22 protein-coding genes are annotated in these 21,197 nt (G+C 74.8%); 11 read left to right on the top strand and 11 right to left on the bottom strand.

From position 1 onward, the window contains the following. Nucleotides 1-44: 44 nt before the first annotated feature. Nucleotides 45-701 (bottom strand): TetR/AcrR family transcriptional regulator, encoded by a 657-nt coding sequence (locus tag NX801_RS04550; protein WP_258785591.1) that lies wholly within the window; start codon nt 699-701, stop codon nt 45-47. A gap of 240 nt (nt 702-941) precedes the next feature. Between NX801_RS04550 and NX801_RS04545 the strand changes: the two genes are divergently transcribed. Beyond that, nucleotides 942-1,703, top strand: a complete 762-nt coding sequence (locus tag NX801_RS04545; protein WP_309505780.1) for an SRPBCC family protein — start codon at nt 942-944, stop codon at nt 1,701-1,703. Between the two features lie 55 nt (nt 1,704-1,758). On the opposite strand, the gene NX801_RS04540 is transcribed toward NX801_RS04545, so the two are convergent. Beyond that, nucleotides 1,759-2,520, bottom strand: coding sequence for a MerR family transcriptional regulator (locus NX801_RS04540; RefSeq protein WP_258785590.1), 762 nt, complete (start codon nt 2,518-2,520; stop codon nt 1,759-1,761). Between the two features lie 112 nt (nt 2,521-2,632). Between NX801_RS04540 and NX801_RS04535 the strand changes: the two genes are divergently transcribed. Beyond that, entirely contained in the window at nt 2,633-2,857 is a 225-nt protein-coding gene (locus NX801_RS04535) for a hypothetical protein (protein ID WP_258785589.1), read from the top strand. Between the two features lie 51 nt (nt 2,858-2,908). Here the strand turns inward: NX801_RS04535 and NX801_RS04530 are convergent, their stop codons facing one another. After that, entirely contained in the window at nt 2,909-4,135 is a 1,227-nt protein-coding gene (locus tag NX801_RS04530) for a globin domain-containing protein (RefSeq protein WP_258785670.1), read from the bottom strand. A 116-nt stretch (nt 4,136-4,251) separates the two neighbouring features. Further along, nucleotides 4,252-4,701, bottom strand: coding sequence for an RrF2 family transcriptional regulator (locus NX801_RS04525; protein ID WP_258785588.1), 450 nt, complete (start codon nt 4,699-4,701; stop codon nt 4,252-4,254). 89 nt (nt 4,702-4,790) lie between these two features. Here NX801_RS04525 and NX801_RS04520 point away from each other — a divergent pair, with 89 nt between their 5' ends. After that, nucleotides 4,791-5,324, top strand: a complete 534-nt coding sequence (locus NX801_RS04520) for a 2'-5' RNA ligase family protein (protein ID WP_258785587.1) — start codon at nt 4,791-4,793, stop codon at nt 5,322-5,324. Between the two features lie 90 nt (nt 5,325-5,414). On the opposite strand, the gene NX801_RS04515 is transcribed toward NX801_RS04520, so the two are convergent. From NX801_RS04515 to NX801_RS04505, 3 genes are all read right to left on the bottom strand, one after another. Beyond that, nucleotides 5,415-6,446: an NAD(P)-dependent alcohol dehydrogenase gene (locus NX801_RS04515; RefSeq protein ID WP_258785586.1), complete on the bottom strand. Its 1,032-nt coding sequence runs from the start codon at nt 6,444-6,446 to the stop codon at nt 5,415-5,417. 138 nt (nt 6,447-6,584) lie between these two features. After that, complete coding sequence (locus NX801_RS04510) at nt 6,585-7,907, bottom strand: MFS transporter (protein WP_258785585.1); 1,323 nt, start codon at nt 7,905-7,907, stop codon at nt 6,585-6,587. Then, on the bottom strand, nt 7,904-8,911 hold the full coding sequence (locus tag NX801_RS04505; RefSeq protein WP_258785584.1) for a zinc-dependent alcohol dehydrogenase family protein: 1,008 nt from the start codon (nt 8,909-8,911) through the stop codon (nt 7,904-7,906). The genes NX801_RS04510 and NX801_RS04505 overlap by 4 nt, the downstream gene beginning before the upstream one ends. A 164-nt stretch (nt 8,912-9,075) precedes the next feature. Here NX801_RS04505 and NX801_RS04500 point away from each other — a divergent pair, with 164 nt between their 5' ends. The 3 genes from NX801_RS04500 to NX801_RS04490 all read left to right on the top strand — a co-directional run bounded on the left by NX801_RS04500 (nt 9,076) and on the right by NX801_RS04490 (nt 12,068). After that, the gene (locus NX801_RS04500) at nt 9,076-10,086 is read left to right on the top strand and encodes a LacI family DNA-binding transcriptional regulator (protein ID WP_258785583.1); all 1,011 of its coding nucleotides are present in this window, start codon (nt 9,076-9,078) and stop codon (nt 10,084-10,086) included. A 96-nt stretch (nt 10,087-10,182) separates the two neighbouring features. After that, entirely contained in the window at nt 10,183-11,121 is a 939-nt protein-coding gene (locus NX801_RS04495) for a carbohydrate kinase family protein (protein ID WP_258785582.1), read from the top strand. Between the two features lie 161 nt (nt 11,122-11,282). Then, the gene (locus tag NX801_RS04490) at nt 11,283-12,068 is read left to right on the top strand and encodes a hypothetical protein (protein ID WP_258785581.1); all 786 of its coding nucleotides are present in this window, start codon (nt 11,283-11,285) and stop codon (nt 12,066-12,068) included. 177 nt (nt 12,069-12,245) lie between these two features. Here the strand turns inward: NX801_RS04490 and NX801_RS04485 are convergent, their stop codons facing one another. Both NX801_RS04485 and NX801_RS04480 read right to left on the bottom strand, forming a co-directional pair. Continuing rightward, entirely contained in the window at nt 12,246-13,280 is a 1,035-nt protein-coding gene (locus NX801_RS04485) for a hypothetical protein (RefSeq protein ID WP_258785580.1), read from the bottom strand. Then, on the bottom strand, nt 13,253-14,575 hold the full coding sequence (locus tag NX801_RS04480) for an FAD-dependent monooxygenase (RefSeq protein ID WP_258785579.1): 1,323 nt from the start codon (nt 14,573-14,575) through the stop codon (nt 13,253-13,255). The genes NX801_RS04485 and NX801_RS04480 overlap by 28 nt, the downstream gene beginning before the upstream one ends. 193 nt (nt 14,576-14,768) lie before the next feature. On the opposite strand from NX801_RS04480, the gene NX801_RS04475 reads away from it, so the two are divergent. The 3 genes from NX801_RS04475 (at nt 14,769) to NX801_RS04465 (ending at nt 17,180) form a co-directional block, all read left to right on the top strand. Continuing rightward, nucleotides 14,769-15,548, top strand: a complete 780-nt coding sequence (locus NX801_RS04475) for a hypothetical protein (protein ID WP_258785578.1) — start codon at nt 14,769-14,771, stop codon at nt 15,546-15,548. 329 nt (nt 15,549-15,877) lie between these two features. Beyond that, nucleotides 15,878-16,774, top strand: a complete 897-nt coding sequence (locus tag NX801_RS04470; protein WP_258785577.1) for a prefoldin domain-containing protein — start codon at nt 15,878-15,880, stop codon at nt 16,772-16,774. Nucleotides 16,775-16,958: 184 nt separating this feature from the next. Beyond that, entirely contained in the window at nt 16,959-17,180 is a 222-nt protein-coding gene (locus tag NX801_RS04465) for a hypothetical protein (RefSeq protein WP_258785576.1), read from the top strand. On the opposite strand, the gene NX801_RS04460 is transcribed toward NX801_RS04465, so the two are convergent. Further along, the gene (locus tag NX801_RS04460; protein WP_258785575.1) at nt 17,181-17,696 is read right to left on the bottom strand and encodes a metallophosphoesterase family protein; all 516 of its coding nucleotides are present in this window, start codon (nt 17,694-17,696) and stop codon (nt 17,181-17,183) included. It abuts the gene before it with no gap. Between the two features lie 445 nt (nt 17,697-18,141). Between NX801_RS04460 and NX801_RS04455 the strand changes: the two genes are divergently transcribed. Then, the gene (locus NX801_RS04455) at nt 18,142-18,807 is read left to right on the top strand and encodes an HAD family acid phosphatase (RefSeq protein ID WP_258785574.1); all 666 of its coding nucleotides are present in this window, start codon (nt 18,142-18,144) and stop codon (nt 18,805-18,807) included. An 87-nt stretch (nt 18,808-18,894) separates the two neighbouring features. Here the strand turns inward: NX801_RS04455 and NX801_RS04450 are convergent, their stop codons facing one another. Further along, on the bottom strand, nt 18,895-19,998 hold the full coding sequence (locus NX801_RS04450) for an MGDG synthase family glycosyltransferase (protein WP_487403415.1): 1,104 nt from the start codon (nt 19,996-19,998) through the stop codon (nt 18,895-18,897). 353 nt (nt 19,999-20,351) lie between these two features. Between NX801_RS04450 and NX801_RS04445 the strand changes: the two genes are divergently transcribed. Then, complete coding sequence (locus tag NX801_RS04445) at nt 20,352-21,185, top strand: SDR family NAD(P)-dependent oxidoreductase (RefSeq protein ID WP_428986055.1); 834 nt, start codon at nt 20,352-20,354, stop codon at nt 21,183-21,185. Nucleotides 21,186-21,197 lie beyond the last annotated feature (12 nt).

Below are 21,197 nucleotides of genomic sequence, written 5' to 3'. Positions count from 1 at the left end.
GCCCCCGCCGCCCGGCCGTGCCGGGCGGGGTGGGCGCCGGGCGGTCAGGTGGTGAGGTGAGCCAGGGGGGTGATGACACGTTCGGCGATGCCGGCCGGCCAGGGGAAGGCGCGGGTGACCGCGCGCTGGTGGGCCAGGCCGTGCAGCCCCAGCCACAGCGCGACCGCGTCGGCGGCCGGGTCGGTGCTGGCCGACGCGCCGGCCGCGACACACTCCGCGAGCAGGTCGGCCAGCAGGGCGAGGGACTCCTGCCCCAGGTCGGTGAGATCCCGCTCGGTCACGGAGCTCTCGCCCAGTGCGGGCATCCACAGACCGCCGAACATGGTCCGGTACCGCTCCGGATGGTCCTGGGCGAACGTCAGATACGCGTGGCACAGGGCGCCCAGGCGCTCGCGCGGATCCCGGCCGGCCCGGTCCACGGCGTGGCGCAGCGCGCCGTTCAGCTCGACGTGGGCCTCCCGCACGACGGCCAGCATGATCGCCGGCTGGTCGGGGAAGTGCGCGTAGATCGAGGGGGCGGCGATCCCGACCCGGCGGGCCACCGAGCGCAGGGTGATGGCGCGTTCGTCGCCGGTCTCCGCCAGCAGCCCGGCCGCGGCGGCCACGATGTCGTCGCGCAGCCGCGCGCCCTGCCCGCGGCGGTTGCGGGCGCGCGCCGTCGGCCTGCCCGTGTCCGTACCCGTGTTCTCGTCGTCTTCCACGCCTCGACCTTACAGGCGAGAACTTACAGGGATGCGCCTCTTGCGCACTCAAAGGTTACGCCCGTAAGTTTATGACTGTTACCGGAACGGCGGTGACGCGGTGGCCACCGCGCGCCCGGCACACAGCCGGCCGCGCGGAGACCCCTCCCGCCCCTGCCGGCGGACGGAGCTCCGCCCCCGCCGCTCCGAGTTCGACGACCGGCCCCGCAGGCCGCGCCGGCCACGACGAAAGAGAGTGTCATGCGCACGACCATCACGCCGACCACGTCACCGACCGCCTCACCGTCCACGTCCTCGCGCTCCGGGACCGGCCTCGTACGGTCCGCCCGCCGCCGCTCCCCCGCGCGCCTCGCCGCGCTCGCCGTCCCCCTCGCCCTCACCACGCTGCTCGGCACCACCGCCGCCTCGGCCCACCCGCGACCGGCCCTCCGGCACACCCCCGCCGCCTCCGCGTGCCGGGGGCAGGGGACCGACCCCGGTGCCCTCATCCGCGCCTCGGCCGACATCGTGATCGACGCCCCGCTGAGCACCGTCTGGAAGCTCCAGACCGACGTGGAGCGCTGGCCGACCTGGCAGAAGCCCGTCCTCACGATCAAGCGCCTCGACCCGGGCCCCCTCCACCGGGGGTCCCGGTTCCGGTGGACCACCCCGGCACCCCCCACTCCCAGCACGCCCGCCACCACACTGACGATCACCTCCACCATCCAGCAACTGCGGTCCGGCTCCTGCGTCCTGTGGAGCGGGCCGGCCGTCGGTGAGGGGGTACGCATCGACGAAGGCGTCCACCTGTGGACCTTCCGCGAGGTCGGCGGCGTGGTCCGCGTGCACACCGAGGAGACCTGGACCGGACCGCAGCCGGAGGCCGATGTCCCCGGTTCGACCGCCCTGCTGCGCACGGGCCTGGAGACCTGGCTGCGCGATCTGAAGGCCACCGCCGAGGCCGACGGCCCCTGTGTCGGCGTCCGGACCGCCACCCCGGTGCCGCCCCGGGCGGCCGGCTGAGCACGCCGCCGCGCCGCCGGAGGGCCGGCGCGAGAGCCGCGCCGGACGGCGGGAATCACAGCCCGGCCGGGTCGCCGGCGCGGTACGCCAGATAGGTGTGCAGGGCCCCGGCGGCCCGCAGCCCGTCCAGGCTGCGGCGGTTCACCTCGCTCTCGCGCCGGGCGAGCTCGGTCCGGACGCGTCCGGCGTCGCCGGAGGCCCGCAACTCCCCCAGCACCGCGCCGATCGCCTCCAGCGGGTGCCGGCCCCGGCGCAACAGGGCCACCACATGGGCCAGCCGGGTCTCCAGGGGGCCGTAGAGGCGATGGCCGGTACCGGGCGCACGGTCGGGACGCAACAGCCCGCGCGCCTCCCACAGCCGGAGAACCGGGGCGCGCACACCGACCAGCGCCGCCACCTCCCCCACCCGCAGCGCGGCCCCGCCGGCCCCGGCGGCCGGGGCCGTGCGCGGCGGCACCTGCGCCTCCGCCTCCGCCTCCGCCTCCGCCTCCGCCTCCGCAAGGATCTCGTCCAGGGCGTCCAAGGCCGTGGCCAGCAGGGCCCGTTCGCGATCGAGCCCGGCGTGGGCGGCGTCGAACGCCGCGAGGGCGGCCGGTACGTCGCCGCGGTGCACGGCCCGCATCACGGCCCGGGCCACCGGCCAGCCGTGGCTTCCGGCGATCGCCCGGACGGCGGCGAGCGCCAGCACATGGGCCCGGGTGAACACCCGGTAGCCACTGCCGGTGCGCGACACCGGCGGCAGCAGTCCGGCGTCCACATAGTTGCGCACCTGCTGCACGGAGATACCCGCCGTACGCGCGATGTCGACCGCCCTCACCCCGGACTCCCCTCGTCTCCTTGTTTGAGGGTTTCAGGGTAGAGCGATCGGCCGTATCGGGCCGATGGCGGACCGAAGTCTCACACAGCAGTTGAATGAGAAAATTGAAGGCATGAGATTCCTGCTGGAGATCGACATGACCGACCCCGCCTTCGGGGACAACGCGGCCGCCGAACTCGGCCGCATCCTGCGCTACTGGGCCGGCAACCTCCACCACTACCCGCTCAGCCCCGGCACCCGGGAAACCGTCTACGACTCCGCCTACCGGGAGGTCGGCCACTGGGCGGTCACCCCACCGGCGGGAGAACAGGGCACCGCACCGGCCACCGCCCACTGACCGGACGGCGTCCGGCCCGGGGACCGGTACGTCCCCGGGCCCGAGCGGGCCTCAGTCCAGCGCCAGCCACATGTCCGGGCCGAACACCTCGTAGTGGACGGCGCCGGACGGCACGCCACGCGCCAGCAACTGGGCACGGACGTCCCGCATGAAGGGCAACGGACCGCAGAGATACGCCCGGAGCCCCTCCGGCAGGTCCAGCCCGGCGAGGTCCATCCGGCCGGAACGCGGGCCGGGATCCTCCGGGTCGGGCTGCTCGTACCAGGTGCGCAGCGTCGCGCCGGGCAACCCGGAGACCCGCTCCCGCAGCACACCGCCGAGGGCGTCGGCGGCCGGGGAACGGTCGGCGTGCAGCACGGTGACCGGAGCGCGGTGGCCGTCCCGGGCGAGCTCCCCGAGCATGGACAGCATCGGCGTGCAGCCGATGCCGGCGGAGGCGAACAGCAGCGGCGTCTCCCGGCCCCCGGCGCGGCCGTCGAGCACGACATCGCCGCAGGGAGCGGAGAGGTCGAGCCGGTCCCCGGTCCGGAGCCGGTCGTGCAGGTGGTGGGAGACCTCTCCGGCCGGGCTCCGGCCGTCGTCGACCCGCTTGACGGCGATGGCGAACTCGGGCTCGCCCGGGGTGCTGATCAGGCTGTACTGGCGGATCTGGCGGGCGCCGTCGGGCAGCAGCACGCGTACGGAGACATACTGGCCGGCCCGGGCCCCGGGCGCCGGGCGGCCGTCGGCGGGCCGCAGCCGGAAGGTGACGACCTCCGGGGTGTGCTCCTCGCGGGCGGTGACCGTCCAGGGGCGCCACGTGTCACCCGCCAGTACGCCCCGCTCGGCGTAGAGGCCGCTCTCCAGGGCGATCAGGGTGCGCGCCAGGTGCCAGTAGACCTCGTCCCAGGCGGCGGCCACCTCGTCGGTGACGGCCTCTCCGAGGACCTCACCGATGGCGGCGAACAGATGCTCGTGGACGATCGCGTACTGGGCCGGCGCGACGCCCAGCGATACGTGTTTGTGGGCGATCCGGCTCAGCACCGCCCCGGGGTCCCGGGCGGTCCCGCCGGGGCGGCCGGTCCGGTCGGTGAGCGCGGTGGCGAAGACGACGATGGATCCGGCCAGCGCCTGGCGCTGGTCTCCCCGCGCCTGGTTGCCGCGGTTGAACAGATCACGCAGCAGGGCCGGGTGGGCCTCGAACATCCGGCGGTAGAACACCTCGGCGATCTTCTCCAGCGCCGCGCCCACGACGGGCAGGGTGGCACGGACGACCTCGGCGGAACGCGGGGTGAGCACGGGGACGAGCACGGGGGGCTCCTTCTTCGGCCGGAGATAATTGGGTTTTGAGATGCATATTCAAGGTGGTGGGAAAACCCGCCCTGGCGGGCGGGGTGACGCCGCGTGCCGGGCGGCTATCCGGGAGCGCGGCCCTCGCGGCGGCCGATGCCCAGCAGCACCGGGCCGGTGGGCGGGCCGACCAGTTCGTCGACGGTCAGCGGATCGAGCGTGGCGTAGAAGGCCTCCTGGGCCCGGCGCAGCGCGCCGCGCAGCCGGCAGGCGCCGGCCAGCGGGCAGGGCACCTCCCCCTCGCAGTCGACGACGTCCCCCACCCCCTCCAGCCGGCGGACCAGCACACCGATCGAGCCGGTACGACCGCCGGCGGTCAGGGCGAGTCCGCCGCCCCGGCCGCGCCGGGTCTCGACCACGCCGAGACGCTGCAACTGCGCCACCACCTTGGCCACATGGGTGTACGGCACCCGCATGTCCTCGGCGACCCGGCGGGCGACGAGCAGTTCATCACCCGCCACCGCGAGCCGCATCATCACCCGCAGTGCCAGATCCGTCGCCTTCGTCAGCCGCATGACCGCAGGCTAGGTAAATATGCAGGCGAGAGTCAACTTAGCTGGCGGGCTTCCGGCCGGTGCGGTGGTCCGGCGGTAGGCTGCCTGGGATGCGTACGGTCGAACTCCTGCTGGACGAGGCGGCGGACGCCCGGGTCCGGGAGGCCTGGCGGCGGCTCGCGGACGCCGGACTGCCCAGTCAGGCCCGGCACCCCGGCAGCTCCAACCGGCCGCATCTGACCCTGGCCGCCTGCCCGGAGCTGACCGCCCCCATCCGCTGGGAGCTGGCCCGGACCGCCGCCGCGCTGCCGGTGCCCGTCCGGTTCACCGGCGTGGTGCGTTTCGAGGGGCGCAGTTCGGTCCTGGCCTGGGCGCTGGACAACGACCCGGTGCTCGGGACCCTGCACCGGCAGGTGTGGGAGGCGGTGGCCTCCGACAGCCCGCCGGGGTCTCTCAACCCCCTGCACCGGCCCGGTCGTTGGCGGCCGCACATCACTCTCGGCCGCACCCGCCGGCCGGACGCCTTCGCCGGCCGGCGCGTACCGGGCCTGCTGCCCGCGCCGCCCGCGACGGCCCGGCTGGTGACCCTGCGCAGTTACGACACCGAGACCGGCGAGCCGGAGATCCTGACGTCCCGCCTCTGACGAACCGGCGTCAGGGGCGAGGTCACCGCGGGGCCACCAGGGGCAGAGCGAGCGGGGCCCTCCGGGGCGGGGGCGTCGACGCGGAAGGCGTCAGCGCTGCGGCAGGACGACGCTCTTGACCGCCGTGGCGTCGCGCAGCCCCGCGGTGAGCGCCAGTTCGGTGTCGGCCAGCCCGTAGCGGTGGGTGACCAGCGGGTCGAGCCGGACCCGGCCGGACGCGGCCAGCGCGATGGCGGCGGGCCAGGTGTGGGCGTAGCGGAAGGTGCCGGTCACCTCCAGCTCGTGGTTCTGGATCCGGGAGAGCGGCAGTGTCACCTCGTCGCCGCCCATGCCCACCAGCACCACCCGGCCCGCCCGGACGACCGCGCGGACGGCCTCGGAGAGCGCGGCCGGCGCACCGCTGCACTCCAGCAGGACGTCCGGCGCGTACCCGGAGTCGGCCAGGGAGGAGCGCGAGACGTCCAGTGCGGCGGCGCCGAAGGCGCGTACCCACTCCAGCCGGTGCGGTACGACATCGGTGACCAGGACCTCGGCGGCGCCGAAGGCCAGGGCGGTCTGGGCGGCCACCAGTCCGATGGGCCCGGCGCCCGTGACCAGCACCCGGTCCCCCGGCGCCACCCGGGCCTTGCGGCAGGCCCAGACGCCGACGGAGAGCGGTTCGAGGAGGGCGGCCGCCTCGTCGCTCAGGGTGTCGGGCACCGGGTGGGCGAAGTCCTCGTGCACCGCCGCGTATTCGCAGAAGACACCGTCCACCGGGGGCGTCGCGAAGAAGACCATGCCGGGGCAGAGGTTGTAGCGGCCCCGGCGGCACTCCGGGCAGGTGGCGCAGGGGGTGCCGGGCTCGACGGAGACGCGCTGCCCCACGGTGTGCCGGGTGCTCCCGGAGCCGGTGGCGACCACGGTGCCGGCGGGCTCGTGGCCCAGGATCAGCGGGCCGTCGACGACGAACTCCCCGATCCGCCCGTGGCGGTAGTAGTGCACATCGGACCCGCAGGTGCCGACCGCGTCGATCCGCACCAGGACCTGGTGCGAGGCGAGGGCGGGGACGGGACGTTCCTCGAGCACGAGCCGTTCCGGGCCGTGCAGGACGGCGGCGCGCATGGTGGTGGGAATGCGGGACACGGTGGTGCGGGCCTTTCGGTGGGGGGGCGGGGGTGGGAGCGGACTCCGGGGTGGTGGCGCGGTCACGCCGGGGGGCGGCGCCCGGGGCAAGGACGGGGACGGGGGCGCGGGGGTGGCCGGACGGCGGGCAGGGCCGGGTCAGGCGGGCTTCACGGCGCCGGGTTCGGGCTCCCGTACGGGCGCGGGGGCGGCCTTCGGCAGGCCGTCGCCCGGGGAGGTGACCCGGAGGCAGAGCACCGCGTTGACCAGCAGCAGGACCGCGTAGATCCACATCAGCCCGCCGAACCCGAAGGAGTCGTACGAGAGGGTGCCGATCAGCGGGCCGACGGCGACGCTCAGTCCGGCACCGAGGGTGTAGACGCCCATCACCTGGCCGCCGCGCCCGGGTGCCTGGGCGACCATCATGGCCGGCAGCGGCACATAGCCGGCCAGTCCCGCCCCGTAGACCACGACGGCCGCGGCGGCGACGGCGAAGTTGTGCCCGGCGGCCGCCGGGAGGTAGTAGCAGAGCAGACAGCCCAGGGCGCCGAGCACACCGCCGAAGAGGGCGCAGGTCTTGCGGCCGCTCCAGTTGTCGCCGAGCACCCCGAAGACGAGCAGCGCGGCCAGATTGCTCACCATCATGATCACCAGAAGCGCGTTCCACTCGCCGTCCCGGAAGCCGAGGTCCCGGACGAAGAACGGCATGAAGACCCACATGCCGAAGGACGGTGTGGTGTTGATGAGCCGGATGATCAGGCTGATGCCGATCTTCGGCTTCTCGAACAAGATCCGGAAGGTGCCGGCCAGTTCGGTGCGCGCGTCCCGGCCGGGGGCGAGTCCGGTGAAGCCGGTGCGTTCCCGCAGGAGCAGCAGCACCACCAGGGAACCGGCCGCGATCATGGCGAGGGAGATCCACAGGGTGGCGTAGAAGCCGATCACCGGCATGGTGGCGGAGAGCAGGAACGACCCGAGGATGGGGTAGCCGGCGCTGTACGCGAACCAGAACCAGCCGACGGCCTTGCTCTGGTGGTCCTTGGGCGCCACGGCCATGATCCAGGAGAGGAACCCGTAGGCGAACATCGGGTAGCCGAAGCCCCGGATGCCGTAGGTGACCATGACCAGGCCGTAGCTCTCGGCCGGTATGGCCACGGTGAGCAGCAGCAGATGGAAGACGGCCCAGACGGCGGCGCCGGCCGCCATCACCCGGCGGGGGCCCCAGCGGTCCGCGAAGAGGCCGGCGCCGAGGAACGAGGCGATGGCGGCGGTCACTCCGTAGACGGTGATGATCGCGCCGGCGCCGGTCTCCGAGAAGCCGAGGTCACCGGCGAAGTACTTGGAGAGATAGCTCGTCTCGACACCGTCGCCGATCATGAAGAGCAGCAGTCCCGCGTAGCCCCAGAAGAGCGGGCGGGGGATGCCGATCCGGTCGAGCGGATGGGGCGCGGGCGGCGTCGCCGTCGTGGAGTCGGTCCCGGTCATGCCACCGCCCCCTTGCCCGGAGCGATGTGGATCTTGCGGCCGGTGCCGGCCCGGAAGGCGGTGACCGCCTTGTCGAAGTCGTCGATCGCGAAGACGTCGCTGACCAGCGCGTCCAGCCGCAGGCCGGAGGCGAGCAGGTCGATGGCGGGCTGGAAGCTGTGGTGCACCGCCATGGAGCCGATGATGTCGATCTCGTCGCGGTAGACGGCGTACGGGGAGACGGCGACGGTGGCGTGCGGGTCCGCGACGCCGAACTGGAGGAAGGTGCCGCCCCGGCGGACCCGGCCGAGGCCGTCCTCGATGGCGGCGACCACTCCGGTGGCGTCGATGACGACCTCGAAGCCCTCGGGCCGGCCGAAGGCGCCCGCGTCCGGGGCGGTGGCGTCGATGCCGAGCGTGGCGGCGAAGGCGAGCCGGTCCTGGTTGGGGTCGGTCACCGAGACGGACGCGGCCCCGGCGTGCCGGACCAGGGCGGCCATCATCAGCCCCATGGTGCCGGCGCCGTAGATCAGATAGTGCTCCCCCGGCCGGCGCGGCAGCCGGTTCAGTCCGTGCACCGCGCAGGAGAGCGGTTCCACCAGGCCCGCCGCGGCGTCGCTCAGGCCGTCCGGGAGCGGGTGGGCGCAGCGGGCGGGGACGGCGACCAGCTCGGCGAAGCCGCCGTCGCGGGTGACACCGACGGCGGTGTAGTTCTCGCAGAGGTTGCCCCGGCCGATCCGGCAGTAGTGGCAGGCGCCGCAGGGCAGGTTGGGGTCCACGGCGACCCGGGTGCCGACCGCCGGTCCCGTGACACCGGGGCCGAGGGCGACCACCCGGCCGGTCAGCTCGTGGCCGGGCACCAACGGGTAGGTGACGGAGGGAAGTTCGCCACCGAGGATGTGCATGTCGGTGCCGCACAGGCCGCACGAGATGACGTCCACGAGCACTTCTCCCGGTTCCGGGACGGGGTCGGGCAGGTCGGTGACCGTGAACCGGCCCGGGCCGGTGACGCTGACTGCGCGCATGTGCTCGCTCCTCACTTCTTCGTGGGTCGCGGTGGACGCTAAGCGAGACGTAAACGGTTGCGCAAGCGTTTACGCGATATTTCGCGTGCGGTAGGTTCGGCGCTGGCGGAGTGAGCGAGCGGCCCGGCACCGGCCGGCCGGTGCGCGGAGAGGTGCGGGGACCGATGGTGACGATGACCGATGTGGCGCGGCGCGCGGGGGTGTCCGTGGCGACGGTCTCCCATGTCCTCAACGACACCCGGTTCGTACGCCCCAGCACCCGGGAGGCGGTGCGGGACGCCATCGAGGAGCTGGGCTACACCCACAACACACTGGCCCGCTCCCTGGTGACCTCACGGACGCACTCCATAGGACTCGCGGTCTCCGCCAGCAGCAACCCCTACTTCACCGAGATCTTCCAGGGGGTGGAGGCCGGGGCCCTGGCCCACGGCTACAGCCTGCTGACGGTGGATCCGCACGACGACCCCGAGCACGAGCTGAAGGCGGTACGGCTGCTGCACGAGCGGCGCGTGGACGGCATGATCATCGCGCCGTCGGCCGAGCCGTCCGCGATGCTCGGCCATCTGGCGCGCTTCCACGTGCCGGCCGTCTTCATCGACCGGCTGGTCGGCGGCGCCCACGACCAGGTGTGCGCGGAGAACGAGGGCCCGACGGCGGAGCTGGTCGCCCATCTCGCCGCCCGGGGCCACACCCGGATCGCCCTGGTCGCCGGCCTGCCCGGGCTCAGCACCACGACGGAGCGGCTGGCGGGCTACCGGCAGGGGCTGGAGCGCGCCGGTCTGCCGCACGCCCCGGAGCTGGTCATCAGCGGCAACTCCCAGGCCCCGGGCGCCCAGGAGGCCACCCGGCGGCTGCTGACGCTCGACGAGCGGCCCACCGCGCTGGTCACCGCCAACAACGCGATGACCATCGGCGCCCTCCAGGCGCTGCGCGCGGCGGGCGTGGCGGTGCCGGACCGGATGGCGCTGGCCTGCTTCGACGACTTCTCCTGGGCGGACGTCTTCGAGCCCCGGCTCACCGCGGTCGCCCAGCCGAGCCGGGAGATCGGCGAGACCGCCGTACGGCTGCTCCTCGACCGGCTCGCCGAACCGGACCGGGCCCCGCGCACCGTCCGGCTGCCGTGCGCCCTCGTCCACCGCTCCTCCTGCGGCTGTCCCGCCGGCCGTTCGGACTGAGCGCCCCGTCCCACTCCCCCGTACTCCTCACACCGCACCGTCCCGTGCGCCGTCCCGTGCACCGGGGCGCGTCCTTCCGTGAAAGGCTCCTGTCACATGATCGTCGTCGCCGGCGAAGCCCTCATCGACCTCGTGCCCGCCGGGCCCGCCGCCGACGATCTCCCGGCGCTGCTGCCCAAGCGGGGCGGCGGGCCGTTCAACACCGCCGTCGCCCTCGGCCGGCTGGGGTCGCGCACCGCGTTCTGCTCCCGGCTCTCCACGGACCAGTTCGGCGAGGCGCTGCTGCGGGGACTGGCGGCGGACGGGGTGGACACCTCGCTCGTCCAGCGGGGTCCGGAGCCGACCACGCTGGCCGTCACCCGGATCGGTGCCGGTGGCTCCGCGTCGTACGGCTTCTACACGGACGGCACGGCGGACCGGCTCTTCCGGCTGCCGCAGGAGCTGCCGGCGGCGGCGCGGGCGGTGCACTTCGGTACGTGCTCGCTGGTCCTGGAGCCGGGGGCGTCGGCGTACGAGGAGCTGATGCGGCGCGAGTCGGCGCGCGGCCGGTACATCGCCCTGGACCCCAACATCCGGCCGGACCTGATCGCGGATCCGGACGCCTACCGGGCGCGCTTCCGCTCCTGGCTGCCGTACGTCTCGCTGCTGAAGCTCTCCGAGGAGGACGCCGCCTGGCTGGCCGGGACGGCCGATCCGGTGGCCGCCGCCCGGGAGTGGCTCGCGGCCGGCCCCGGCACCGTCGTCCTCACCCGGGGCGCCGACGGGCTGACCGCGCTGACCCGTGCGGGCGGCCGGACGGACGTGCCGGGCGAGCGGGTGGCGGTGGCCGACACCATCGGGGCCGGCGACACGGTGAACGCGGCGCTCCTGCACCGGATCGACCACCACGGGGCGCTCGTCCCCGGGGCAACGCTCGGCCCGGACCAGTGGCACGACGTGCTCGGCTTCGCGGCCCGGGCGGCCGCCCTCACCTGCACCCGGGCGGGCGCCCAGCCGCCGTACGCCGGGGAGCTGGCGGCTGCCGGGGCGGTGTGACGGGAGCCGGGAGGAGGACGGGCCCGGCCGGCGGGCGACCGGGGAGCCACCCGGCTATCCGAGTGCTTTCCCCGGCGACCCCGGGCGGGTGGGGAAGACACACAGGGTGCCGATGACACCGGCCGTCACAGGGGCGGCCGAGATCCCAGGAGGCTCCGAACGTGTCAGCCAGACGTGGTGTTGCCCGGGCGGCCGTCGCCGTGTGCTGTACGGGGGTGTTGCTGACCGGGTGCGGAGGCGAGCGCCCGGCGCCCGAGCCGGCCGGGGCGCGGAAACCGGCTCCCACCCGGCCGGCGGCGAGCGGTCACAGCGGGCCCGGCGCCGCGAGCGCCCCGGCGGCGGGGGCGCCCCGGCCCGCCCCGCTGGGAGCCCTGGGGCCCGCCACCCTGAAGCGGGTGCCCCTGGGCACCTCGCAGGCCCTGGTGGTGACCGGTGAGGGGGTGAACTCCCCGGACTCCTCCGCGGTGCTGTACGAGCGCGGCGCCGGCCGAGCCTGGCGGGCGGTGGCGGGGCCGTGGCCGGCGCACAACGCGCTGCGCGGCTGGACGCCCGACCACCGCGCCGACGACCTGCGCAGCCCGGTGGGGGTGTTCCGGCTGCGGGACGCGGGGGGCCGGCTGCCCGACCCGGGGACGGCTCTTCCCTACGACGAGGACCCGGAGTTCGCGGACTCGGGCACCGGCTTTCTCGGGGAGTCGCTGGAGGGGTCCTTCGACTATGTGATCGCCATCGACTACAACCGGGTGCCGGGCACCTCGCCGCTCAACAAGTCGCGGCCGCTGGGTGAGGCGGCGGGCGGCGGCATCTGGGTGCATGTGGACCACGGCGGCCCGACCCGGGCGTGCGTCTCGCTCGCGGTGGAGGAGATGGAGAAGCTGCTGCGCCGGCTCGACCCCGGCAAAGAACCGGTGATCGTGATGGGGGACGCGGCGTCGCTCGCCCGGTGACACCGTGGGCCGGCGCCCGCCCCGGCCGGTGACGGGCGCGTCGGTCGTCCCGGTGTCGGAGGGCCGTGGACACCGGGGGGCCGGTGGCCCTTCCGCCCGGGCCGGGTACGTCCGGGGCGTCTTCAGCCGGTGGTCGTTCCGCCCGGTGCCGGCCGGTGGGCCGCCCGGGTCTCCGCGTCACCGGCCGGACACCCCGGCGGGCCGGGTGAGGCCGGCGCCGGGCCGCGCGGTGCGGGCGCCGGCCGCCGCTCCGGCGCGGGTGGCGGGCGAGGTGGCAGGAGTGCGGTGGACGAAGCCGGTGAGGCCGACCGTGAAGTCGCCGTGGTGCGGCCGGTACGCGAGACAGTAGCGGGTCGGGTACCAGCCGGCCAGGCGCCAGGCGCGCGGCTGTGGCACCGGGGCGCACTCCTCGTGGCGGGACGCGGTCCGCAGCCGCTCCAGTGAGTCCTTGGTGAGCATGGGCTCCACAAAGATGATCTCGCCGTCGTAGGCGCCGTAGATCAGGGTGTGACCGGTCAGCGGCCCGCTCGTCGGCGGCCGGCTGTCCAGGTGCTCGCCCATGGCGCCCTCCGCCGTCTCGGGGGTGCTCGCCGGGTAGCCGGCCGGAAGCTGGGCGGCGGGCACCGGCCGTGACGCGACGGGGAGTTGGCGGCAGTCGACCAGCAGGGCGCAGGAGCCGAGCCGGATGCCCTCGCGCACGGACCTGGGCACCAGGTAGAAGTGCGCGTCGAAGTGCGGGACGTCGTACCGTCCGTGCGGGCTGTGGCCGTGCGGGTTCCAGTTGACCAGCGCCCACTGGAAGGGGGCGACGGCGCCGGCGCCTCCGGCCCGTGGCAGCGCCAGTTCGCGGCCGTGTCCGCCGACGCACTCGTGGAAGGCGTCGGTGCGGCCGTCGCGATCGGCGTCGTGACAGTGGGCGCCGTCCGTGGGGACGGTGGGCAGCCCGGTCAGGGCCCGGGCGGTGAGGGCGATGCCGAGCGTCCGGGGGGTGGTGCCGGTGTGTTCGGTGTAGACGCGGACCCGGCCCCGGCCGAGCGGGGCGGCGGTGCCGTACCGGACGCAGGTGGTGTCGCCGTACGCGCGGTCACCGGCGCCGGCCGGCCGGCAGACCGCCGCCTGGCCGGGCCGGTCGGAGGCGGTGGTGGCGGCCGCCGGCAGCAGGGCGGCGAGCAGGGCGGTGGTGGTCAGACCGAGGGCGTGGGCCAGGCGCATACGGGTGCCGTTCGTTCCGGGACGTCCCAGGAGGGGCGTGCGTTGAGGCCGGCGGCGTCCACACCGGTGACCCGGCGGGTGCAGGTGCTGATGCCGGCCAGCTTGTCGGGGGCCAGCACCTCGCCGATGTCGGTGAAGCCGTACGGGGCGAGGTTCTCCACCTCGTGGAGCAGCGCGTCCGGGTCCATGCGGCGGTGGGCGGCCAGCAGCCGGCTCGTCTCGGGACGGCGCACGCGGTCGTAGTGCGCGAGAGCCTGGTCGACGGGGCGGCGGGCGAGGTGGTGGGCGAGGAACCGGGCGTCGACGATCGCCTGGGAGGCGCCGTTGGAGCCGGTGGGATACATCGGGTGGGCCGCGTCGCCCAGCAGCACCACCCGGCCGTCCACCCAGGTGGGCACGGGGTCGCGGTCGATCATCGGGTAGCGGAGCACCCGGGCGGTCGAGGAGATCAGCGCGTGCAGGTCGAGATGGGGATTGCGCCAGCCGGTCAGATGGCGCAGCGCGCCGGCCGCCGGGACGGCCGCGTCCCAGTGGGCGGGCGGGCCCGCGGCGGCGCCGTCGCGGGCCTCGACCACCCAGTTGAGCAGGCAGCGCCCGGTGCGGTCGGCGGGGGTGAGCGGATAGACCACCGCCTTCACCCGGGAGTTGCAGCCGAGGATCAGCATGGTGCGGCCGTCCAGGAAGGGCGGGCCGTGCCCGATCCCGCGCCACATGCGGATGCCGTTGGCGAGCGGTGGCCCCTCCCCCGGGTACATCCGTCCGCGTACGGCCGAGTTGACGCCGTCGGCACCCACCAGGAGGTCGCACTCGAGCGGTGCGGCCCCGCCTTCCCCGTACACCAGGACGGTCCGGTCGCCGGCGCCGTCCCGCTGCTGGTACCCGATCGTCCGCCAGCCGGTGGTCAGCGCCTCCGCCCCCAGTCGCCGGCGCACCTCGTCCAGCAGCACGGTCTGGAGCCGGCCGCGGTGCACCGAGTACTGCGGCCAGCGGTAGCCGGCCGCCAGGCCACGGGGCTCCGACCAGATCACCCCGCCGTAGCGGTGGTGGTACTCCAGCCGTCCGGTGGCGACCGCCCGGCCGGCGAGCCGTTCCGCCACACCGAGTTCGGTGAGTTCGCGCACGGCCGCGGGCTGAAGGTTGAGGCCCGCCCCGACCGGGCGCAACCGGGGGCAGGCCTCGACGATCCGGATGTCGCGCAACCCGGCGGCGTAGAGGCTGAGCGCGGCGGCCAGACCACCGATTCCGGCGCCCGCGACAACAATCCGGAGGGAGTTCCGGTCCTTTCCACGGGCCACGTTCTCACCCTCCTTGGAAAAAGTCCCCGTCGATCAAAAATGGGCCACGCGGGCAAACCCCACAACCGGTCTTGTGACTGCCTGTAGTAACCCCAAGTCAACCTGGCCGAGTTCACCCGGACGGCGCACAGGCGGATGCCGCCGGACGGGGGGCGTGCGCTTAATTGGGTGACGGCGACAGGAAGGCCCAGTCATGAAACACGTGGATTTTGACGCGTGCGACCTGCAGCGCCTGCGGCATGCCGTGAACTACGCCCATCACGCGTCCGAGACTTCCCTGGAAACCCTGCTTCCGCCCTGGATTCCGCGGGAGCTGAAACGGCGGATCAAGGCGGAGTGCGTCGTGTCGCACTGCGCCACACTGCTTTTCCCGCCCTCCGAAGAGGCGGCAGCCGAACTCTTCCGCGCCTGCGGCTGGAATGCCACGGACCCCATTCCCAGCGTCCTGGTGAAACAGCGGCTGACGGAACGCCACCGGCTCCCGGAAGACGCCCGGGTGCTGGTGACCCGGCTCCGGCCGGTGGCCGGGCCCGAGGTGGAGGTGTTCCTCTTCCCCAAGGACGACCCGCACTACCGCGAGGACATCGGGAAGGCGGAACGCGCCCACAATCTGGAGAACCATGTGGGGCTGTTCATGGCCCGGGCCCGCGAGGAGACGCTGCGGCTGCTCACCGACCGGCTGGAAACGGTGGGGCGGCTGGTCTACGAGGGATGCGCGCACAACCCGCACGAGAACACCACCATGGTCTACTTCGCACCCGAGGCGCGGATGGCCGGTACCCGCCGGCGCTTTCCGCGCTGGGAGGTGCAGTGCCCCGGCGATCTGACGCACGCGCTCGGGGACCGGCCGGTGCGCACCGCGGCGCTGGCCGACACCTACGCCGTATTGCGCGCCAATGTGCCGCCCGGGGTCACCGCCGCGTGCGGTGAGACCGGGCGGGCGGTGTCACGGATACCGGTCCCCCTGAGGTGACCCGTACCGTTCGCCCGGGAGGCGGGCCGGACGGGACGACGAGGCGGGTGGTACGCCCTGCGGCGACCACCCGCCTCGTCGTGTGTCCGCCCCCGGGTTCCCCGTGATGCCGCCCGGTTCGCAAGGGTGTGGCGTGGTATGTCCGTTGGGCTTTTTCTCGATGCGGTATCAGCTGTGATGGGATCTGGTGGGGTGTGCCGACACCACGACGGGACAGTGGTATTCATACACCCACTCCGGCCGGTGAGCGGCGGACACGCGGACCGTGCGCGGCACGGCCGTTCGGCGGTCCGAAAGCGCCTCACCGAAACAGCGAAGAAAGGTCCGGCATGACATCCACCGACAACAACGCACCCGGCAGCATCACCGCCACAACCCACCTCCTCCAGGAGGAGCTTCCCCAGCTGGAGGAGCACCAGCAGACCCTGGAGAAGGAGTTGGCGACCGTCACCGACCGCCTGGAGTCCGTCCGGGGCGCCCTCAGCGCGCTGCAGGCACTGTCGGCCTCCGACCCGGTGCGGACTCCGGTCGGCGGCGGGGCGGCCGCCGGGGCACCGGCACCGGCCGACACCGAGGCGGAACTCGCCACCGGCCCGAAGGCGTTGCCCGCCGAGGCGGCGCAGGACGAGCCGCCGGTGACCACGCCGCGCCGGGTCTCCCGCGCCACCGCCAAGGCCGGCGGCGGCACCGGGAAGGCCACCGCGGGCAAGAACTCCACGGGCGGGGACGCCCGTTCCCGGAGCACGGCGGGGAAGAAGACGGCGGCGAAGAACACCACCGCCAGGAGCACCGCCACCAAGGCCACGACCACCACCAAGAACGCGGCGCCGAAGAGCACCGCGGCCAAGGCGGCGGAGCCGAAGAAGGCCGCGGAGCCGAAGAAGGCGGCCCCGACGTCCCCGGCCAAGCGGGCCAAGTCCCAGGAGAAGGCCCCGCAGCGCGCGGGCGGGACACCGGCGGCGAAGGCGGCGGCCGAGAAGCCGGCCACCGCCCCGGTGGCGCAGACCGACAACGGCGGCGAGACCAACGGCCTGACCGAGCAGGTGCTGCAGGTCCTCTCCTCCGCCGGCGGCCCGGTCCGCGCCCGTGATGTCGCCGAAGCGGTGGGGCGCGACTCCTCCGCCGGTTCCATCAACGCCGTGCGCAGCACGCTGGACCGGCTGGTGGCCTCTTCCCGGGCGGGCCGTGCCGGACGGGGGCTCTACGAGGCGGCCGACACCGTCTGAGCGGACGCGCCCGGGGCACGCGCCGGTGTCGCCCGGCCCCACCGACCGGGGGCCGGGCGACACCGGCGCGGCCGTAGGGCGGACCGAGCGTGTCACCGGGGCGGGCCGCCGCCGGGCCGGGCCGGTGTCACCCGAAGCGCGGCCCCGGGATGCCCCGGAACCCGCGCGGGCGCACGGTGGGGTCATGACCTCCGACACCCCCGTGATCGTCCATCCGCCGTCCGAGATCGGTGGCCGCAGTGTGCAGGCCGGAGAGGACTCTCTCGGTACGGCGCACAGCGTCGCCGACGTCGTGGACCTGCTGAGCGGTGTGGGACTGGAACTCAGCCCGGACGAGGTGGCCACCACCCGGCTCATCGACTGGCGGGGCGGCGGACCGGGCGTCTGGGCCGAATCGCCCGCCTGATCACTCAGCGGCGCGGCCGGGCGGCGGGAGGCGGCGCAGTTCCACCTCCGTGAGCCGGCCGCCGCCGGCCGTGGCGGTCATGTAGGTGGCGAACGGCTGGCGCCTGCGGTCGGTGGGCGAGCCGGGGTTGAGCAGCCGCAGGCCACCGGGGGCCGTCGTGTCCCAGGGGATGTGGCTGTGCCCGAAAACCAGTACGTCGAGATCCGGGTACCGTTCCGCGCACCGGTGCTCCCGCCCCCGCGCGGGGCCGGTCTCGTGGACGACCCCGAAGCGCACTCCGCCGACCTCGGCGCGGGCGAACTCGGGCAGCCGGGAGCGCAGTTCGGGACCGTCGTTGTTGCCGTACACGGCGATCAGCCGGCGGGCGCGTGCCTCCAGCAGGTCGAGCGTCGCGGTGTCGGTCCAGTCCCCGGCATGGAACACCGCGTCGGCCTCGCCGATCTCCCGCAGTAGTTCGGGGGGAAGCCGGCGGGCACGCCGGGGAAGGTGGGTGTCGGTCGTCAGCAGCAGTCGCATGGTTCCAGCGTGCGGGAGAGTGCCCCCGGTCGCAGCCGGCCGGGACGATGACGGGGCGGGGGCGGGAAGCGGAGCCGGAGGGCAGAGGTGTGGGACGCGCCCGGCCCGTACGCCGGTCGCGGGCCGGTGGTAAGCGGTCGCCGGTCGCCGGTCGCCGCCGGAAGGACGAGGGGGCCGCCCCCGGTCACGGACCACCACCGGCCCAGAACCACCGCCGGTCGGGCCACCGCCGTCCAGAGCCCCGCCCCGTTCACCGACCACCGCCGTGCAGAGCCCCGCCCGGGTCGCAGGCCACCGCAGGTCGCGGGCCACCCACGGTCACGGACCACCGCCGGTCGGTGGAGAAGTCGCTACCGGAGAGTAGAGAAAACGTCTTCTGCCGTCCATCATGGGGCGCGAGCATGCCAATTCCGGTTCGACGCTTCCCCCTTGAGGAGTGCACCCCATGCATGCACACACCAGGACGACCAGATTCGGCGCCGCTCTTGCCACCGCCACGGCCGCCGTGACCCTGATCTCCGCGACCCCCGCCACGGCCGCGCCGGCCACCTCCCCGGCGGTCCCGGGGTCCGTGAGCGCCCACCCGGCCGGGGCCGTACCGGCCGCTACCGACGGTGTCGACTACGGGGTCTGGCAGCGGGACGTGGCGGTGGCCGTCGCCGCCGCCCGTTCCTACCTCGAAGAGCGCACCTCGGCGCGCCCCGGAGAACGGCGAGCGATCGTCCTGGACATCGACAACACCTCGCTGGAGACGGACTTCCACCACTTCTGGGAGTTCCCGACCCCGGCGGTGCGGCCGGTGCTGGAGCTGGCCCGGTACGCCAAGTCCCGTGGTACGGACGTCTTCTTCGTCACCGCCCGGCCGGGCATCCTGCACGCGCCGACCGTCCTCAACCTCCGGGCGGTCGGTTTCCCGGTGGCCGGGGTCTACGTGCGCGACCTGCCCGACCTGTTCGAGGAGGTGAGCGCGTACAAGACGGCCAGCCGGGCCGACATCGAGGCGAAGGGGTACACGGTCATCGCCAACATCGGCAACCGGCCCACCGATCTGGTCGGCGGGCACGCCGAACGGACCTTCAAACTGCCGGACTACGACGGCGCGCTGTCCTGATCCGGGGCGCCCGGGACCGGCGGGCGGCGGCGCGGAGAGGCCGGGAGCCGGCCCGCGGAACGAGGAGGGCGGAAGCCGGCGCCGGCGTCATTCCCCGGCGAGTTCCACGACCAGCCGGGCCGCGTCGGCGCGGAAGACCCCGGCCCCGGCACTGACCGCCGCCGTGCGGGCCGTGCCCGGCGGCGCCAGCCGGTCGACGGCCGCCAGCAGATCGGCGGGGCGCGGCGCGAACACACACAGCCCCGCCTCGGCCATCGCCCGCACCCCGGCGGCCCCGTGGCCGACGAGCGGCCGGTGGCCGATCACCGGCAGTCGGGCGGCCAGCGCCTGCACGGCCGTCTGGCCGGCCGCGTTGTCGACCAGCAGCCGCACCGAGGCCAGCAGGCCCGGCATGTCACGGACCCAGCCGAGCGCGACCACGCCGGGCAGCCGGGCGGCCCTGGCGCGGAGCCGCCGGTCGTGGCCGCACAGCACCACGGGCCGGCAGCCGTGGGCCGCGAGCCGCCCGGCCGTGTCCGGCAGACCGGGCCCCACGCCCCAGGCACCGGCGGAGAGCAGGACGGCCGGCGGCCCCGTCGTCCAGGAGGGCCGGGCCGCGCCGAGCGGCGGGTGGAACTCCGGCGGGACCACCGGGCCCGGCGCGGCGGCGGGACGGCCGGTGGCGGCGCGAACGGCCTCGGCCGCGGTCTCCGTGACACACAGATAGAGGTCGTTCCCCGGGTCGAGCCAGGCCCGGTGGACGGCGAAGTCGGTGACGAACACCGCGCTGGGCACCCTCAGCCGGCCGGCGGCCCGCAGCCGGCCGGTGATCTGGCCGGCCAGATGGAAGGTGGAGACGACGACGTCCGGCCGCCAGCCCGCCACCAGCGCGGCCAGCCGCCGCTCCGCGAGCGCGGCGAGGGGCGAGACGTCCGGCCGGTGCGGGGCCGTACCGGAACGGCCGGCGCGGGCCCGTCCCCCGGCGGGCTCCAGGAAGAGGGCGTAGATCGCCTCGTACACGGCCGGCGCGTGCCTGACCGAGAAGCGGTAGAAGGAACGCACCGCGGGTCCGGCGCCGGGGGGCAGCAGGGTGAGCACGTCCCGGACCAGCACCTGGTGCCCGGTGGCCCGGAGCCGGCGGGCCAGCTCGCCGGCCACGGCGTCGTGGCCGGCGCCCATGCTCGCGCTGAGCACCACACAGCGCCGGGTCACACGCGTCGCCGGGTCAGTCGCCGGGTCAGTCGCGGGTTCATGGGGCCGCCTCGCCTTCGGCCTCGCCGCCGGTGGGCGGGCGCGGGTGGTCAGTCGTCGGTCACTCGGTGGCCGGTCGTCGGTCGCGCCGGTGGCCGGCCGTCGGTCGTCATTCGCCGGTCACTCGGTGGCCGGTCGTCGGTGGCCGGTGGTGCGGTGGGTTCCATGGTGACGCGGGTGGGCGCCGGGCGCGGGGCGGCGGGCGGAGCCTGTTCGGGTGGTTCGGCGGGGCCCGGGGCCGGTGCCGGGAGGCGATCCGGCGGGAAACCGGGACGCTGGAAGGGCACGGTTACCGATGTCCGGAGGGATCTGCCATGCCGCCTGTGCCCCGTCGCGCGACCGTCGTGCCCCGTCGCGTGCCCGCCGCCGACGGGACGAGCGGTGACGAGGGCGACCGGCCGGGAAACCCGGTCGCCCTGATCACCGGGGCGTCCTCCGGGATCGGCGCGGCCGTGGCCGAGCGGTTCGCCGCCGACGGGCGCTGCCGGCTGCTGCTGGGCGGCCGCGACGAGGGGCGGCTGGCGTCGGTCGCCGGCCGGACCGGGGGCATCCCGCTCGCCGGTGACCTGGCCACCCGGGCGGGTGTCGAGCGGCTGGCCGAGCGGGCGCTGGCGGAGGCCGGGCGGGTGGATGTGCTGGTCGCCTCGGCGGGGCTGGGCTGGGCCGGGCCGTTCACCGGGATGCCCGCCGAGGCGGTCGACCGGCTGCTGGCGGTGAACCTCGTCGGCGTGGTGCAGCTGGTGCGGCTGGTGCTGCCCGGCATGGTGCGGCGCGGGACCGGCCGGGTGGTGCTGATCGGCTCGGTGGCCGGGAGTGTGGGGGTGCGCGGTGAGGCGGTGTACGCGGCGACCAAGGGCGGACTGCTGGCCTTCGCGGACAGTCTGCGGTATGAGCTCGCCGGTACCGCCGTCCGGGTGGCGACGGTGCAACCCGGCGCGGTGGACACCCCGTTCTTCGGCCGCCGGGGCGCCCCGTACCACCGTGAGCGCCCCCGTCCGGTGGCCGCCTCCCGGGTCGCGGACGCGGTGTGGCGGGCGGCGGTGCGGGGGCGCGAGGACCAGTTCGTACCCGGCTGGCTCGATCTGCCCGCGCGGGTGCACGGGGCGGTACCGGGGGTGTTCCGTGCGCTGGCGAAGCGGTTCGGCTGAGCGGCCGGTGCC

The organism is Streptomyces pyxinae (assembly GCF_024756275.1).
Classification (GTDB): domain Bacteria; phylum Actinomycetota; class Actinomycetes; order Streptomycetales; family Streptomycetaceae; genus Streptomyces; species Streptomyces pyxinae.
The sequence above is the reverse complement of the archived record's forward strand: the minus strand, read 5'-3'. Positions and strand labels throughout refer to the sequence as shown.

Bases quoted from the DNA above. Each gene is read 5' to 3' on its own strand.
- NX801_RS04545 (WP_309505780.1), top strand. From the start codon at position 942: ATGCGCACGACCATCACGCCGACCACGTCACCGACCGCCTCACCGTCC.
- NX801_RS04535 (WP_258785589.1), top strand. From the start codon at position 2,633: ATGAGATTCCTGCTGGAGATCGACATGACCGACCCCGCCTTCGGGGAC.
- NX801_RS04525 (WP_258785588.1), bottom strand. From the start codon at position 4,701: ATGCGGCTGACGAAGGCGACGGATCTGGCACTGCGGGTGATGATGCGG.
- NX801_RS04520 (WP_258785587.1), top strand. From the start codon at position 4,791: ATGCGTACGGTCGAACTCCTGCTGGACGAGGCGGCGGACGCCCGGGTC.
- NX801_RS04510 (WP_258785585.1), bottom strand. From the start codon at position 7,907: ATGACCGGGACCGACTCCACGACGGCGACGCCGCCCGCGCCCCATCCG.
- NX801_RS04505 (WP_258785584.1), bottom strand. From the start codon at position 8,911: ATGCGCGCAGTCAGCGTCACCGGCCCGGGCCGGTTCACGGTCACCGAC.
- NX801_RS04500 (WP_258785583.1), top strand. From the start codon at position 9,076: ATGGTGACGATGACCGATGTGGCGCGGCGCGCGGGGGTGTCCGTGGCG.
- NX801_RS04495 (WP_258785582.1), top strand. From the start codon at position 10,183: ATGATCGTCGTCGCCGGCGAAGCCCTCATCGACCTCGTGCCCGCCGGG.
- NX801_RS04485 (WP_258785580.1), bottom strand. From the start codon at position 13,280: ATGCGCCTGGCCCACGCCCTCGGTCTGACCACCACCGCCCTGCTCGCC.
- NX801_RS04475 (WP_258785578.1), top strand. From the start codon at position 14,769: ATGAAACACGTGGATTTTGACGCGTGCGACCTGCAGCGCCTGCGGCAT.
- NX801_RS04470 (WP_258785577.1), top strand. From the start codon at position 15,878: ATGACATCCACCGACAACAACGCACCCGGCAGCATCACCGCCACAACC.
- NX801_RS04465 (WP_258785576.1), top strand. From the start codon at position 16,959: ATGACCTCCGACACCCCCGTGATCGTCCATCCGCCGTCCGAGATCGGT.
- NX801_RS04460 (WP_258785575.1), bottom strand. From the start codon at position 17,696: ATGCGACTGCTGCTGACGACCGACACCCACCTTCCCCGGCGTGCCCGC.
- NX801_RS04455 (WP_258785574.1), top strand. From the start codon at position 18,142: ATGCATGCACACACCAGGACGACCAGATTCGGCGCCGCTCTTGCCACC.
- NX801_RS04445 (WP_428986055.1), top strand. From the start codon at position 20,352: ATGCCGCCTGTGCCCCGTCGCGCGACCGTCGTGCCCCGTCGCGTGCCC.